Below are 15,668 nucleotides of genomic sequence, written 5' to 3' on the forward strand. Positions count from 1 at the left end.
CCCGGGGCGGACGGGCCGACGGCCGGCGTGCGAGGCTTCGGGAATGGTTCTTGAGGTCGCGCTGATCGACGTGACACCCGGGCAAGAGGACGCCTTCGCCGCCGCCTACGCGCAGGCCTACCCTCTCCTCAGCGGCGCGGAGGGCTGCCGCTCGGTGCGGATGACCCGGGGCGTGGAGTCGCCGTCCCGGTTCGTGCTGCTGGTGGAGTGGGACTCGGTCGAGGCGCACGACGTCAACTTCCGGCAGAGCGAGCGGTTCCCGCAGTGGCGGGCGCTGATCGGTCCGCACTTCGCGAACCCGCCGCTGGTCGAGCACTTCGTGGACGTGCCGGCCTGACCTGTCATACCCCTCGCATAGCCTGCGGGGGACGCGCCGGCCACCGGTCCCGACGGGTATCGGGGGCGCCGGGCCCGGTGGCGGCGCGGCTTGGCTCCGGCCAGCCGCGCCCGATTGATCAACTTCCGGGCGCCCCTGCTGCTCGTGGCAGAGTTCGCGGCCGCCCGCCCCGGCCGAAAGGGCGGCCAGCACGTGCGCACCCCGGAGGACTCGGTCCGGCCAGCACGTGCGCAGCCCGGAGGACGCGGTCCGACCGCGGGGGCTTCGCCGCTCAGTGCAGTTCGGGGACCGGGGCGTCGCGGGGCTCGCGGGGCCGCGGCACGTGCACCGGGCCGAGCCGCCGGGCCAGCAGCTCGACCGTCTCCTCCTCGGGCAGCGCCGCCGCCAGCAGTCGGTCGACCAGCCGCTCGTAGCGGGCGATGTCCGCCTCGGCGACCAGCCGCAGGTCGGTGGTGAGGGTCTCCACCAGCACCGTGCGGGGGTCGGCCGGGTCCGGGTACGCATAGTAGGAGAAGGCGGTCAGCGGGCGGACGCCGCCGTCCGGGGCGGCGTCGCTCGGCACCACCCGGATGGTGATGTGCGGCCACTCGGCGAGGGCGACCATGTGCCGCAACTGGTCCCGCCAGACGTCGGCCGGCGTGCCACCCGGGTCGCAGACCCGCTCGTCGACCAGCGCCGTGTAGTGCGGCGGATCCGGGCGGCGCAGCACCTCCTGGCGCACCGTCCGGCCCCGTACGTCGGACTCCACGTCCACGTCGTCGCCGAGCAGCGCCCCGGCGCTCACCCGCAGGCGGGCGTAGGCCGGGGTCTGCAGCAGCCCGGGCACGAGGGCCGGTTGGTACTCCACGATGCGGGCGGCGCCCGCCTCCAGTTCGGCGTACGCCCGCTGCCGCTCGCCCATCTCGCCCAGGGCCTTGGACAGGCCCCGCCCGGTGGCGGCGTCCCGGGCGATGACGATCAGCTCGTTGCGCTGGTCGGCGGGCACCTGGTAGGCGTCGAGCAGGTCGAGCACATCGGCCAGGTCCGGCCGGCTCTGGCCCAGCTCGATGCGGGACAGCTTCGAGGTGGACGCCCACCCGAGCCGGACACAGACCTGCTCCAGGGTGAGCGCCTCCCGGCGACGCAGCCGGCGCAGCTCCGCGCCGAGGCGCACCCGCCGGACGACAGGACTTGCTGACAGCCGCATACCAGCCTCCCCACCGTGGGAGAGTACGCATTGCCGTCACTCACGGCAATACCTCACTCGCGCAGTGCAACCAACCTGGAGTCCGTCCCGGGCGCACGTCCACCGCCGCCCGGCCCGCTCACTTCACGCCGGCCGCGTCCATCCCGCGCAGTTCCTTCTTGAGGTCGGCCACCTCGTCCCGGATCCGGGCCGCCAGCTCGAACTGCAACTCCCGCGCGGCGGCGAGCATCTGGTCGTTGAGCTCCTGGATGAGGTTGGCCAGGTCGGCCCGGGCCATGCCCTCCCGGGACGGGGCGGCGGCACCGCCCCGGCCGCGGCTGCGGGTCTCCTTGACCGGGGCCTTGCCCCGGGACAGTTGCCGGACCGCCCCGCCGACGCGGGTGTTCTCGGTGTCCTCCGCCTCGCGGTAGATGTCGTCGAGGATGTCGTGGATCTTCTTGCGCAGCGGCTCGGGTCTGATCCCGTGCGCCTCGTTGTGCGCGATCTGCTTGGCCCGGCGCCGGTCGGTCTCCTCGATCGCGTCCGCCATCGACGGAGTGATCTTGTCGGCGTACATGTGGACCTGGCCGGACACGTTACGCGCCGCCCGGCCGATGGTCTGGATGAGCGACCGGCCGCTGCGCAGGAAGCCCTCCTTGTCGGCGTCGAGGATCGCCACCAGGGACACCTCGGGCAGGTCGAGGCCCTCCCGGAGCAGGTTGATGCCGACCAGCACGTCGTACTCGCCCTTGCGCAGCTCGCGCAGCAGCTCCACCCGGCGCAGCGTGTCGACCTCCGAGTGCAGGTAGCGCACCCGGATGCCGTTCTCCAGGAGGTAGTCCGACAGGTCCTCGGCCATCTTCTTGGTCAGGGTGGTGACCAGGACCCGCTCGTCCCGCTCGGTCCGCAGCTTGATCTCGTGCATCAGGTCGTCGATCTGCCCCTTGGTGGGCTTCACCACCACCTCGGGGTCGATCAGGCCGGTGGGGCGGATCACCTGCTCGACGAACTCGCCCTGGGCCTGCTCCAACTCCCACGGGCCCGGGGTGGCGGAGAGGAACACCATCTGGCCGACCCGCTCCAGGTACTCGTCGAAGCGCAGCGGCCGGTTGTCGGCCGCGCTGGGCAGCCGGAAGCCGTGGTCGATCAGCATCCGCTTGCGGGAGGCGTCGCCCTCGTACATGCCGCCGATCTGCGGGATGGTCACGTGCGACTCGTCCACCACGGTGAGGAAGTCGTCGGGGAAGTAGTCGAGCAGGCAGTGCGGCGGGCTGCCGGGCAACCGGCCGTCGATGTGCATGGAGTAGTTCTCGATGCCGGAGCAGAAGCCGACCTGCCGCATCATCTCGATGTCGTAGGTGGTGCGCATCCGCAGCCGCTGCGCCTCCAGCAGCTTGCCCTGCCGCTCCAGCTCGGCCAGCCGCTCGCCCAGCTCGGTCTCGATGTCGCGGATCGCCCGCTCCATCCGCTCCGGCCCGGCCGCGTAGTGCGTGGCCGGGAAGATCATCAACTGGTCGACCTCGCGGACCACGTCCCCGGTGAGCGGGTTGAGGTAGTAGAGCTTCTCGATCTCGTCACCGAACAGCTCGATCCGGACGGCCAGTTCCTCGTAGGCCGGGATGATCTCCAGCGTGTCCCCGCGGACCCGGAAGGTGCCGCGCTGGAACGCCATGTCGTTGCGGGTGTACTGGATGTCGACCAGCCGGCGCAACAACTGGTCACGGTCGAGCTCCTGGCCGACGGCCACCCGGACCGCGCGGTCCAGGTATTCCTCCGGGGTGCCCAGACCGTAGATCGCCGAGACGGTCGCCACCACGATGACGTCGCGGCGGGTGAGCAGCGACATGGTCGCCGAGTGGCGCAACCGCTCGACCTCCTCGTTGATCGAGGAGTCCTTCTCGATGTAGGTGTCGGTCTGCGGGATGTACGCCTCGGGCTGGTAGTAATCGTAGTAGGAGACGAAGTATTCCACCGCGTTGTGCGGGAGCAGCTCGCTGAACTCCTTGGCGAGCTGGGCGGCGAGGGTCTTATTGGGGGCGAGCACCAGGGTCGGCCGTTGCAGCCGCTCGACCAGCCACGCCGTGGTGGCGCTCTTGCCGGTGCCGGTCGCGCCGAGCAGCACCGTGTTACGGTCGCCACGCCGCACGCGACGCTCAAGCTCGTCGATGGCTGCCGGCTGGTCGCCGGCCGGCTGGAACTCGCTCACGACCTGGAAGCGGCCGTCGAGCCGGGGAATGTCGAGCGCCATGACCCCAACGGTACGCCCGCGGTCCGACACTTCGGGCCGACCACGGACCGTCCGTGATTGGCTTCGATATTCCCATTGTGTGCCCCAGCACACCCGACTACCCTCGTACCGTAGGCCGCTCGCGGCGGCCGACCGGGCCCGGTGGCCGCCCGTCAAGGGCGCGGCCGCCCCCGGCACAGGGTCGCAGCACCCGGGACGACCGGCGTGCGCACCCAGGTGGTCGCGCTGGAGGCGCTGACCGGCCGCCGCGGGCGCCCCTGCTCGTCACCGGATCCCGACAGCCGCGTTGTCCACTCGTGGAGACCTCCCCCGGCCGCCGGTCCCGGCCCGCTCCGTCGCCCGACGTCAGCCCGCCCCCCGCCGACGACCCCCGCCGTCACCCGCCCGCTGACGGTCCCGCGGAGCCGACCACCGACGGTGCCGACGAGCCGGCCCCCGGCACCCGGATCCCGCGCGCCGCCGACCAGCCCGGCACCGGCACCCCTCCCCCGCAGTCGACCGACCAGCCCCACCTCGACCCGCCACGCCCGCACGCAGCCGACCAGCAAGGCGTCGGCGCACCGCTCGCCCGCACCGCCGACCAGCCCGGCGCCGACCCGCCGGCGCCCCGCGCGATCGACCAGCCCAACGCCGGCGCAGCGCCCCCACGCACCGCCGGCCGGCCCGGCACCGACCCGCCGCCACCAGGCACCGCCGGCAGAGCTCCACGCCGCACCACCCCCGCCCCCGGCACCCGCGTCGAGCCATCCAGCACCAGCCCGGACGGGGGACCGGCGCCGACCGCCGTGCCACGCGAACCGGGCCGCCGCCACCGTCGCGCCCGCTCGACGGCCGGTGACCGGCTCCTGGCCCTCCCGCTCCGCCGTCGGCGGGCCGACCCGGCAGCCGCCACGGGTCCGCTGCCGCCCGGCAAGGAGGCCGGACCACCGCCCGACACCGACGCGGACGGTACCGACGACCCGCCGGAGCGGTCGGCCCGGCGCCGAGCGGTGCTGGTCGCGCTCGGCGTCACCGCGGCGGCCTCGGCGGCGGCGCTGGTCGCCGGGCTGCTGAGCTGGTCGCCCGAGCCGGCCGAGCCGGCCCGGCCGCTCACCGCGCCAGAGGCCGAGCTGCTGGCGGCGATGCGGGTCACCAACCAGCGCGACGTCCGCGCCGGCGTACGGGGCTCGGTCGGGACGGGCGACGCGCGCACCGAGTTCGTCGGCTGGGTCGACTGGGCCCGGCCGCTGGTCTACCTGGACGTCGGCGGACCGGGTGCCGGCACCGAACGCGGGCTGGTCCAGGCCAACCGGTCGGCGCTGGTGGTCCGGCCCGATCCGGCCGCGGCGCCCAGCCCCGCCCCGCCCCCGCTGGTGCCCCCGGCCGACCGCTGGCGGCTGCGGGAGCCGCCCGCCGGGCGTGCCGTGGCCGCCGTCCGGGACCTGCTCCTCGGGCTGAGCGCGAACCGGACCGACCCCACCTCCACCGAGGCCCGCTGGCTGGGCCAGGACACCGTCGAGGGCAGCCGGGTCGACATTCTCCAGGCATCCCTGCCGACGGCCCCGACCCCGACCGTCCCGACCACCGCCGCACCGACCACCGCCGTACCGACCGCCGCCGCACCGACCGCCGCCGCACCGACCGCCGGAGGAGGCGCCAGCGGGCCGGCAACCGGCGACGGGCCGAGCTGGCGACCGCGTCTCTGGCTGGACCGGGACGCGCGGCTGCACCGGCTGGAGGGGCGGCTGCCGGACGACACCCCGATCACCGTCGAGCTGGCCCGCAGCGACCGCCCCACGCTCCGCCCGGTGGACGCGCTCGGCGGCCGACCGGGCCTGCCCCGCGCGCTCGCCGACGGCGAGGCCGACCGGCTGGTCCGGCTGCCCGACCGGCTGCGGGCGAACGGAGGCGCCACGCTGACCCTGACCGCTCCGCTCGGCCCGACCGCCAACCTGCGGGCCGCCGGCTGGCTGAGCTGGGCGCAGTCCGCCGCGTACCTGGCACTGGTCGAGGTCGACACCCCGGGACGCCGGACCCTCCTGCGGTGGCGGTCCGGGCAGGTGGCCCGGGCGGAGGTCCCGGGCGACGGCGCGGCGACGGAGATCCCGGCCGCGCCGCCGCTACCGCCGCCGACCGGGGTGACCTGGCCGGCTGACAAGCCGCCGGGGGACGACCTGGAGCGGCTGCTGGACGCGGCGCTGCGGGCCGGCAGCGGCCCCGGGCCGGCGGGGACGACGGTGCGGGTCCGGGACGACCGGGTGGCCGACCGCGCGGTGGACGTCATCGAGGTGCGGTCCGGCGCGACCGCGCTGCGCTGGTGGATCGACCGGAGCGGTCTGCCGCGCCGGTTGGAGCTGCGGACCGGGCGGGGCGTCTGGGCCCAGCTCGATCTCACCCCCGGCAGGGTGCCGGCGCTGCCCGTGGCCGCGCCCGGACCGACCGCACGCTGAGCCCGGTCAGGGCCGCCAGCCGGTCTGCGCGGCCCACTCCTCGGCCCGCAGGTGCTCCTCGTCGAACCAGGGGTCCTTCAACGTCCCGTACGTGGCGCTGTCCGGGGCCGAGGCGACCAACTCCCGCTTCAGCTGGAGGTAGGCGGCCCGCTGGCCCGGGTCGACGCGCAGGTGGTCCCGCATCAGCAGCGCGTACCGCCAGCCGGGCGAGCCGGCCACCCGCAGGTGCAGGTAGACCGGGCGGCCCGGGTCGGCGCTGCCGTGCAGCCGCTTCGCCCACGGGGCACTGCCCGGTGGGCGGGGGTTGTCCCACCAGTCGCCGGGCAGCCGGGGGAACCCCGCGTCGGCCAGCCGCTCGGCGAGCGGCCCGTCCGCCTCCGCCAGCGACGAGACGGTGAGCTGGATGTCGATGACGTCCTTGGCGGCCAGCCCGGGCACCGCGGTGGAGCCGATGTGATCCACGCGCATGTCGGCCCCGGCCGCGCGCCGGATCCGGGCGGCCAGTCGGGCGTACTGCTGGGGCCAGGACGGGTCCGGTCCGGTGAGCACCACCTGTTCCGGCCGGACCGCGTGGCGTTCGCGGACGTTGCGCTCGTAGGGCACCAGGCGCTCGTGCCAGAGCGCGTCCACCGCCGCGTGCAGTTCGTCCAGCGGGCCGTCGTTGGTCAGCACCACGTCGGCCGCCGCCTGCCGGCGGGCGTCGTCGGCCTGCGCGGCGATCCGCCGCTCGGCCTCCGCGCGGTCCATGCCCCGGTCGTGCGCCAGCCTCGCCAGCCGCGTGGCCACCGCCGTCTGCACCACGACCACCAGGTGGTACGTCGGCGCGAGCCCCACCTCCACCAGCAGCGGTACGTCGTTGACCACGACCGCGTCCGGGGGCGCGGCGGCGGCCAGTTCGGCGGTACGCGCGCGTACCCGGGGATGGGTGATCGCCTCCAGCCGGCGGCGGGCCGCCGCGTCGGCGAAGACGACGGCGCCCAGGGCCGCCCGGTCGAGCGCGCCCTGTGCGTCGAGCACCCGGTCGGAGAAGGCGGCGACGATCTCGGCCAGTCCCTCGGTGCCCGGCGCGACCACGTGGCGGGCGACCTCGTCCGCGTCGATGATCACCGCGCCGAGCGCGGCCAGCCGGCTGGCCACCGCGCTCTTGCCGGACCCGATACCACCGGTCAACCCCACCATCAGCACCCGCCCAGTCAACCCGATCACTGAGCCGGCGCCAAACTGGACGCCAACCCCGACGGGCCGCGGGTCGACGCGGGATGCGGGATGGCGGGGTGTCCGGTCGGCGGGACGGCAACACCACACCGAGTCGATCAAGCCCCCCGGCCGGGCCGGCCGACGACGGGGTCGGGCGGAGATACGCGAGGGCCCCGCCCCCGGCGGCCCGGTGAGACCGGATCGCGGGGACGGGGCCCGTCGTCGTCAGCGACGGCTCCAGATCGACATGGTGTCAGACGCGCCGATTTGGAGGTGTCGTCGCAGGAGGGTCACTTGCCGCCGGCGAGCTTCTCCCGCAGCGCGGCGAGCGCCTCGTCGGTGGCCAGGGTGCCGGCCGGCTCCTCGGCCTGCCGGCTCGGGGCCGCGGTCGAGGTGGTGGTGCCGCCGGCCGCAGCCGGAGCCGGGTTGGCGGCAGCCTCGGCGTCGGCGGCCCGGGAGGTCTGCACCTGCTTGGTGTGGGCCTCCCAGCGCTGGCGCGCCTCGGCGTACTGCTGCTCCCAGGTCTCGCGCTGCTTGTCGTAGCCCTCGAGCCACTCGCCCGTCTCCGGGTCGAAGCCCTCCGGGTAGATGTAGTTGCCCTGCTCGTCGTAGGTCGCGGCCATGCCGTAGAGGGTCGGGTCGAAGTGCTCCTCGCCCTCGACGAAGCCCTCGTTGGCCTGCTTGAGCGACAGCGAGATCCGGCGACGCTCCAGGTCGATGTCGATGACCTTGACCATGACCTCGGAGCCGACCTGGACGACCTGCTCCGGGATCTCCACGTGGCGCTCGGCCAGCTCGGAGATGTGGACCAGGCCCTCGATGCCGTCGTCCACCCGGACGAACGCGCCGAACGGCACCAGCTTGGTGACCTTACCCGGCACGATCTGCTGGATCGCGTGGGTACGGGCGAACTGACGCCACGGGTCCTCCTGGGTCGCCTTCAGCGACAGCGAGACCCGCTCGCGGTCCAGGTCGACGTCCAGGACCTCGACCTCGACCTCCTGGCCGACCTCGACGACCTCGGACGGGTGGTCGATGTGCTTCCAGGACAGCTCGGAGACGTGCACCAGACCGTCCACGCCGCCCAGGTCGACGAACGCGCCAAAGTTGACGATCGAGGAGACGACGCCCTTGCGGACCTGGCCCTTCTGCAGCTTGTTGAGGAACTCGGTGCGCACCTCGGACTGCGTCTGCTCCAGCCAGGCCCGGCGGGACAGAACCACGTTGTTGCGGTTCTTGTCCAGCTCAATGATCTTGGCCTCGAGCTCACGGCCGACGTACGGCTGCAGGTCGCGCACCCGCCGCATCTCGACGAGCGAGGCGGGCAGGAAGCCGCGCAGGCCGATGTCGAGGATGAGACCACCCTTGACGACCTCGATGACCGAGCCGCGGACGACCCCGTCCTCGTCCTTGATCTTCTCGATCGTGCCCCAAGCCCGCTCGTACTGCGCCCGCTTCTTGGAGAGGATCAGGCGACCCTCCTTGTCCTCCTTCTGGAGGACCAGGGCCTCGATGTGGTCACCGACCGAAACCACCTCGGCCGGATCCACGTCGTGCTTGATCGACAGCTCCCGAGAGGGGATCACGCCCTCGGTCTTGTAGCCGATGTCGAGCAGGACCTCGTCCCGATCGACCTTGACGACGGTGCCTTCGACAATGTCGCCGTCGTTGAAGTACTTGATGGTCTCGTCGATCGCGGCGAGGAAAGCCTCCTCGGAACCGAGGTCGTCGACGGTGACCTTGTTGGCGCTCGAGGTGGCCTCGATGCTGCTCGTCATGTGGGCGGTTGCTCCGGTCGGATGGGTTGTCACAGCAGGCATGGGCGTCGCGGTGACTCGTTCGCGCCAGCGGATCCGTCGCCGGGCACACCGAACGATCGCCGTCAGAAGATCATTAGTGGCTCCGGTGACCGCGCACCTGCTCCCTGCCGAGGCACACGATCCGCGAGCGCATCCTCTAGCCTACCCGCTGCATTACCACAGCGTGCAAGCCCTCCCGGGTCCTGACGACCTCGTCAGCTGCGAAAGCGGAGATTTCGCGCGGTAAGGTCCGGTAGCTGTCTCATCCGTCACATCAGCCCCACCGACCCATGACGGCGGCCCGCCGGGTTGAAGCTAGCGTGACTCCAATGAACGAGGACAGGGTGACCCGGCGCCGGGTGGGCGCCGCGGAGGTTCGCCAGGCCAACCGCGGCTGGTGGGACGCCGACGCCGACGAGTACCAGGCCGAGCACGGCGCGTTCCTGGGCGACGTGGACTTCGTCTGGTGCCCCGAGGGGCTGCGCGAGGCCGACGCCCGGCTGCTCGGCGAGGTGGCCGGGCGGCGGATCCTCGAACTCGGCTGCGGGGCGGCCGCCGCCGCCCGCTGGCTGGCCACCCAGGGGGCCCGGCCGGTCGCCCTGGACCTCTCCGCGGGCATGTTGCGACACGCCGCGCAGGCCGCCGCGCGCACCGGGGTACGCGTACCGCTGGTGCAGGCCGACGCGCTCGCCCTGCCGTTCGCCGACGCCGCCTTCGACACGGTCTGCACGGCGTTCGGCGCGATCCCGTTCGTGGCCGACTCGGCGGCGGTGATGCGGGAGGTGTCCCGGGTGCTGCGACCCGGCGGTCGCTGGGTCTTCTCGGTCACCCACCCGATGCGGTGGATCTTCCTCGACGACCCCGGTCCGGGCGGACTGGCCGCCGTGCATTCGTACTTCGACCGCTCCCCGTACGTCGAGCAGGACGAGCACGGGGTGGCCACATACGTCGAGCAGCACCGCACCCTCGGCGACCGGATCCGGGAGCTGGTCGGCGCCGGGTTCCGCCTGCTGGACCTGGTGGAGCCGGAGTGGCCGGAGCGGCACGAGGGGATCTGGGGGCAGTGGAGCCCGCTGCGCGGCCGACTCTTCCCCGGCACCGCGATCTTCGTCGCGGAGAAGCCGGCCGACGGGTAGCCGTCGTTTCCAACCGGCGGCCCCGGGTACCCGGAGGGCATGGCCGAGAAGGAGTTCCGCAAGGGCGACCACGTCTCCTGGGCCAGCCACAGCGGCCGGGCGTACGGCGTGGTGAAGGAGAAGCTGGTCGACCGGACGCACGTCCGCGGGCACCCGGTGAACGCCTCGCCGGAGGACCCGCAGTACCGGATCCGCAACGACCACTCGGGCCGGGATGTCGCGCACCGACCGGAGGCGCTCCGCCGTGAGTCGAAGTGAGGATGGGCGGGACACCTATCGGGAGTTCACCGAGGCGGTGAACATGAAGCCCGGCGAACTCCGGAAGTGGCTGGAGACGGACGAGTCGAAGCATGTCGGCTGGCGGAAGAAGGGCAGCAGGGGCGGTGAGTCGGTCGGCCACGAGTCCGGCCGGAAGATCGTCGAGCTGCTGCGCCGCAGGCGCGACGAGCTCTCCGAGAGCGACTACCGGCACATGCGCAAGGTGGTCGGATACGTCCGGCGGCACATGGCGCAGCGACCGAGCGGCGACGTCCGCGCGACCCGGTGGCGGTACTCCCTGATGAACTGGGGTCACGACCCCGTCAAGGCCCCGCTGCCCCCGCCGGGCGGTCCGTCCCGGAAGGCCCTGCAGCGGCACGGCGCCCCGCCGAAGGCGCGCCGCGGGCCGGGTCGCTGACCCGCGGACCACCCCGTCCCCCGCCCCTGGGTCCCGGGGCGGGGGCGGGCGACGGTCAGTGGTCGGCGCTGTTCCAGTCGCGGCCCTCGCCGACGGAGACCTCCAGCGGCACCGACAGCGGGTACGCCTCGCCCATCTCCTTGCGGACCAGGGCCTCCAGGGTGGCCCGCTCGCCGGAGGCGACCTCGAAGACCAGCTCGTCGTGCACCTGGAGCAGCATCCGGGAGCGCAGCCCGGCCTCGCGCAGCGCGGTGTCGACGTGCAGCATGGCGACCTTGATGATGTCGGCCGCCGAGCCCTGGATCGGGGCGTTGAGCGCCATCCGCTCGGCCATCTCCCGGCGCTGACGGTTGTCGCTGACCAGGTCGGGCAGGTAGCGGCGGCGGCCCAGGATGGTGGAGGTGTAGCCGTCCTGCCGGGCTCGGGCCACCACCTCTTGGAGGTAGTCGCGGACCCCGCCGAAGCCGGCGAAGTAGTTCTCCATCAGCCCGCGCGCCTCCTCGGCGCTGATCCCGAGCTGCTGGGAGAGGCCGAACGCGCTCAGCCCGTACGCCAGGCCGTAGTTCATCGCCTTGATCTTGCGCCGCTGGTCGGCGGTGACCTGGTCCACCGGGACGCCGAAGACCGAGGAGGCGGTGGCCGCGTGGAAGTCGTGCCCGGAGTTGAACGCCTCGATCAGCGCGTCGTCCGACGACAGGTGCGCCATGATCCGCATCTCGATCTGGCTGTAGTCGGCGGTGAGCAGGCACTCGTAGCCCTGGCCGACGACGAAGGCGCGGCGGATCCGCCGCCCCTCCTCGGTGCGGATCGGGATGTTCTGCAGGTTGGGCTCGGTCGAGGAGAGCCGGCCGGTGGCCGCCACGGTCTGGTTGAACGTGGTGTGGATCCGGCCGTCGTCGGAGACGGACTTGAGCAGCCCGTCGACGGTCGACTTGAGCTTGGCGACGTCCCGGTGGCGCAGCAGGTGCGCCAGCACCGGGTGCGGCTGCTGGGCGTAGAGCCACTGGAGGGCGTCCGCGTCGGTGGTGTAGCCGGTCTTGATCTTCTTGGTCTTGGGCAGGCCCAGCTCGCCGAAGAGGATCTCCTGGAGCTGCTTGGGCGAGCCCAGGTTGAACTCCCGCCCGATCTCCGCGTACGCGCCCTGCGCGGCGGCCTTCACCTCGGCGGCGAAGTGCGCCTCCAGCTCGGACAGGTATTCGGTGTCGGCGGCGATGCCGGTGCGCTCCATGGTGGCGAGCACCCGCATGAGCGGCAGCTCCACGCCGGCCATCAGCCGGGCCGACTGCTCGCCGTCGCGGGACAGCTCGGCGTCGATCGCGTCAGCCAGGTCGAGGGTGGCCCGGGCCTGGAGCATGAGGTTCTGCTCGGCCTCGCCGTCGTTGCCCAGCCCTTCCAGGGTGAGCTGGCCGGTCTCCGGCGCGTCGACCCGCAGCTCCCGGTGCAGGTAGCGCAGCGCCAGGTCGGTCAGGTCGTAGGAGCGCTGGTCGGGGCGGGCCAGGTAGGCGGCGATCTGGGTGTCGCGGGAGATGCCCTGCAGATCCCAGCCGTGCGCGGCGAAGGCGAGCACGGCCGGCTTGCTGTCGTGCAGCACCTTGGGGCGGGCGGCGTCGGCCAGCCAGCCCGCGAGCGCCGTCTCGTCGGCCGGGTCGAGCGTGGCCGGGTCGAACCAGGCGGCGGCGCCGCCGTTGGTGGCCAGGGCCATCCCGGTCACCGAGGCGGTGTGCCGCCGGTTCGGGCCGGTGTCGAGCTTGACCGCCAGGCCCACCGGGGTGCCGGCCGGGGCGTGCGTCTCCAGCCAGCCGGCGAGGGCGCCCGGCTCGGTGAGCAGCTGCCCGGCCAGCTCGAAGCCCGCCTCGGCCTCCGGCTCGACGGCCTCCAGGTACTGGTACAGCCGGTCGCGCAGGATGCGGAACTGGAGGGTGTCGAAGACCTGGTGCACGGCCTCCCGGTCCCAGCCCTGCCAGCGGGCGTCCTCCGGGCGCACCGGCAGCTCCAGGTCGGCGACCAGGCAGTTGATCTCGTAGTTGCGGATCACGTCGGCGAGCCGCTCGCGCAGGCTGTCGCCGGCCTTGCCCTTGATCTCGTCTGCCCGGGCCACCACGCCGTCGACCCCACCGTAGGTGTTGATCCACTTGGCGGCGGTCTTCGGGCCGACGCCCGGGATGCCGGGCAGGTTGTCGCTGCTCTCGCCGACCAGGGCGGCCAGGTCGCGGTAGCGGTCCGGGCCGACGCCGTACTTCGCCTCGACCGCGGCCGGGTCCATCCGGGCCAGGTCGGAGACGCCCTTGCGCGGGTAGAGCACGGTGATCTGGTCGCCGACCAGCTGGAACGCGTCCCGGTCGCCCGTGGTGATCAGCACCTCCATGCCCTGGTCGCGGGCCTGGCAGGCGAGGGTGGCGATGACGTCGTCCGCCTCGTACCCCTCCTTCTCCACCACCGGGATGCGCAGCGCGGCCAGCACCTCCTTGACCAGGCTGACCTGGCCCTTGAAGTCGGTCGGGGTCTCGCTGCGGCCGGCCTTGTACTCGGCGTATTTCTCCGTGCGGAAGGAACGGCGGGAGACGTCGAAGGCGACCACGATGTGGGTGGGCTGCTCGTCGCGGAGCACGTTGATCAGCATCGAGGTGAAGCCGTAGACGGCGTTGGTCGGCTGCCCCGTGGTGGTGGAGAAGTTCTCCACCGGCAGGGCGAAGAAGGCCCGGTATGCCAGGGAGTGTCCGTCGACGAGGAGCAGGCGCGGCGTCGTAGCTGTCACGGCAGCGACTCTAGTCCGTACCGCCGACAAGCCCGACCCGCGGCGCGGCCCGAACGGCCGCGATCCGCCGGACATCGGCGGCGATGCCCGGTCTGTCGGGGTCCGGTGCGGCGCGTGCCGCACCGGACCCGACGATCAGAGGACCTTGGCCAGGAACGCCTTCGTCCGTTCGTGCTTCGGGGCGGCGATCACCTCGCGCGGGTTGCCCTGCTCGACCACCACGCCGCCGTCCATGAAGACCAGCGAGTCGCCGACCTCCCGGGCGAAGCCGATCTCGTGGGTCACCACGATCATCGTCATGCCGTCGCGGGCCAGGTTCTTCATCACGTCCAGGACCTCGCCGACCAGCTCCGGGTCCAGCGCGCTGGTCGGCTCGTCGAAGAGCATCAGCTTCGGCTGCATGGCCAGGGCCCGGGCGATCGCCACCCGCTGCTGCTGCCCGCCGGAGAGCTGACCCGGGTACGCCCCGAGCTTGTCCCCCAGCCCGACCCGGTCCAGCAGCTGCGCCGCCCGGTCCCGGGCCTCCGCCTTCTTGGCCCGGCGCAGCAGCACCGGCGCCTCGACGACGTTCTGCATCACGGTCATGTGCGGGAACAGGTTGAACCGCTGGAACACCATGCCGATCGCCCGGCGCTGCGCGGCCACCTCCTTGTCGCGCAGCTCGTGCAGCTTCCCGCCGCGCTCCCGGTAGCCGATCAGGTCGCCGTCCACCCAGATCCGGCCGGCGTTGATCTTCTCCAGGTGGTTGATGCAGCGCAGGAAGGTCGACTTGCCGGAGCCGGAGGGCCCGAGCAGGCAGCACACCTCCCCGGCGCGGACCTCCAGGTCGATGCCCTTGAGCACTTCGAGGGGCCCGAACGACTTGTGCACCTGCTCGGCCCGGACCATCGGGCCCGACTCCGCTGTAGGCGCCCCGGCCTGGGCGGGAACGATCAGCTCGCTCATGACGGATCCACCACCCCCGCGTTGCCTCCGGCCTCCGCCGTCATCCCGCGGAGACGCATCCGGGCCCGCCCGCTCGTTCCATACCCCTTGCCGAAGTGCCGTTCCAGGAAGTACTGCCCGATCAGCAGGATGCTGGTCAGGAAGAGGTACCAGAGAACGGCCGCGACGTACATCGGGAAGATCTGGAAAGTCCGCTTCCCCACCGCGTCGAGCTGGAAGAACAGCTCGACGCTGTATGGCACGGCCAGCAGCAGCGACGTGTCCTTCAGCATCGCGATGGTCTCGTTGCCGGTCGGCGGGATGATCACGCGCATCGCCTGCGGCAGCACGATCCGGCGCAGGATCTGACCCCGGCTCATACCCAGCGCCGAGGCCGCCTCACTCTGCCCCTCGTCCACCGACTGGATACCTGCCCGCACGATCTCCGCCATGTAGCCCGCCTCGGAGAGCGCCAGCCCGAGCAGGCCGGCCACGAAGCCGGTCAGCACGTCCCGGGAGGTGAACCCGAAGACCCGCAGCTGCAGGTTGTCGATCCCGAAGAGTTGGCCGATCTGGGTGTCGAAGGGCACGCCGAACTCGATCCGGCTCCACAGGATGCCGAGGTTGCCGAAGACGGCCAGCAGCACCAGCCGGGGCACCGCCCGGAAGACCCAGGTGTAGAGCCAGGCGACCACCCGCAGGATCGGGTTGGTCGAGAGCCGCATGATCGCCACCACGATGCCCAGGGACACCCCGAGCACCATCGCACAGATGGTCATCACCACCGTGCCGCGCAGCAGCCCCTCGATGATCGGTGGCCGGAACATGTTGTCGACCATGAACGACCACTTGAACTTGTCGTTCGTGACCAGCAGATGCACGAACATCGCCGCCAGGACCGCCAGCACTGCGATGGCGGCCCAGCGGCCGGGGTGCCGTACGGGCACGGCCTTGATCGGCTCAGGCCGTGCCCGTACGGTCGTCGTTTCCTCGGTTGTCATC

12 protein-coding genes are annotated in these 15,668 nt (G+C 72.6%); 5 read left to right on the forward strand and 7 right to left on the reverse strand.

Annotated elements, in window-relative coordinates; genetic code table 11:
• Positions 1–43: 43 nt before the first annotated feature.
• A complete protein-coding gene (locus ACFYM6_RS03605) occupies positions 44–337 on the forward strand; it encodes an antibiotic biosynthesis monooxygenase family protein (protein WP_387271899.1) in 294 nt (97 codons plus the stop codon).
• Positions 338–608: 271 nt separating this feature from the next.
• Here ACFYM6_RS03605 and ACFYM6_RS03610 read toward each other — a convergent pair whose 3' ends face one another.
• Positions 609–1,523: a DUF5753 domain-containing protein gene (locus tag ACFYM6_RS03610; protein ID WP_387271900.1), complete on the reverse strand. Its 915-nt coding sequence runs from the start codon at positions 1,521–1,523 to the stop codon at positions 609–611.
• Between the two features lie 118 nt (positions 1,524–1,641).
• On the reverse strand, positions 1,642–3,750 hold the full coding sequence (gene uvrB, locus ACFYM6_RS03615; RefSeq protein WP_387271902.1) for an excinuclease ABC subunit UvrB: 2,109 nt from the start codon (positions 3,748–3,750) through the stop codon (positions 1,642–1,644).
• A gap of 296 nt (positions 3,751–4,046) precedes the next feature.
• Between uvrB and ACFYM6_RS03620 the strand changes: the two genes are divergently transcribed.
• Positions 4,047–6,179, forward strand: coding sequence for a hypothetical protein (locus ACFYM6_RS03620; protein ID WP_387271904.1), 2,133 nt, complete (start codon positions 4,047–4,049; stop codon positions 6,177–6,179).
• 6 nt (positions 6,180–6,185) lie between these two features.
• Here the strand turns inward: ACFYM6_RS03620 and coaE are convergent, their stop codons facing one another.
• Both coaE and rpsA read right to left on the reverse strand, forming a co-directional pair.
• Entirely contained in the window at positions 6,186–7,364 is a 1,179-nt protein-coding gene (coaE, locus tag ACFYM6_RS03625) for a dephospho-CoA kinase (protein ID WP_387271906.1), read from the reverse strand.
• A gap of 302 nt (positions 7,365–7,666) precedes the next feature.
• Positions 7,667–9,196 (reverse strand): 30S ribosomal protein S1, encoded by a 1,530-nt coding sequence (rpsA, locus tag ACFYM6_RS03630; RefSeq protein WP_387271908.1) that lies wholly within the window; start codon positions 9,194–9,196, stop codon positions 7,667–7,669.
• A 308-nt stretch (positions 9,197–9,504) separates the two neighbouring features.
• On the opposite strand from rpsA, the gene ACFYM6_RS03635 reads away from it, so the two are divergent.
• Genes ACFYM6_RS03635 through ACFYM6_RS03645 form a run of 3 tightly spaced genes read left to right on the forward strand, consistent with a single transcriptional unit; the run spans position 9,505 to position 10,987 of the window.
• Complete coding sequence (locus tag ACFYM6_RS03635; RefSeq protein WP_387271910.1) at positions 9,505–10,311, forward strand: class I SAM-dependent methyltransferase; 807 nt, start codon at positions 9,505–9,507, stop codon at positions 10,309–10,311.
• Positions 10,312–10,350: 39 nt separating this feature from the next.
• The gene (locus tag ACFYM6_RS03640) at positions 10,351–10,569 is read left to right on the forward strand and encodes a DUF2945 domain-containing protein (RefSeq protein WP_387271912.1); all 219 of its coding nucleotides are present in this window, start codon (positions 10,351–10,353) and stop codon (positions 10,567–10,569) included.
• Complete coding sequence (locus ACFYM6_RS03645) at positions 10,556–10,987, forward strand: DUF3140 domain-containing protein (RefSeq protein WP_387271914.1); 432 nt, start codon at positions 10,556–10,558, stop codon at positions 10,985–10,987. Before ACFYM6_RS03640 ends, ACFYM6_RS03645 begins: the two co-directional genes overlap by 14 nt.
• Positions 10,988–11,042: 55 nt before the next feature.
• Here ACFYM6_RS03645 and polA read toward each other — a convergent pair whose 3' ends face one another.
• The 3 genes from polA to ACFYM6_RS03660 form a co-directional block, all read right to left on the reverse strand.
• On the reverse strand, positions 11,043–13,742 hold the full coding sequence (gene polA / locus ACFYM6_RS03650; RefSeq protein ID WP_387271916.1) for a DNA polymerase I: 2,700 nt from the start codon (positions 13,740–13,742) through the stop codon (positions 11,043–11,045).
• Positions 13,743–13,877: 135 nt separating this feature from the next.
• Positions 13,878–14,687, reverse strand: coding sequence for an amino acid ABC transporter ATP-binding protein (locus tag ACFYM6_RS03655; RefSeq protein ID WP_387271919.1), 810 nt, complete (start codon positions 14,685–14,687; stop codon positions 13,878–13,880).
• Entirely contained in the window at positions 14,684–15,667 is a 984-nt protein-coding gene (locus ACFYM6_RS03660) for an amino acid ABC transporter permease (protein ID WP_387271921.1), read from the reverse strand. The genes ACFYM6_RS03655 and ACFYM6_RS03660 overlap by 4 nt, the downstream gene beginning before the upstream one ends.
• Position 15,668: the final 1 nt, after the last annotated feature.

Origin of the sequence: Micromonospora sp. NPDC006431 (assembly GCF_042870725.1) — a bacterium.
Taxonomy (GTDB): domain Bacteria; phylum Actinomycetota; class Actinomycetes; order Mycobacteriales; family Micromonosporaceae; genus Micromonospora.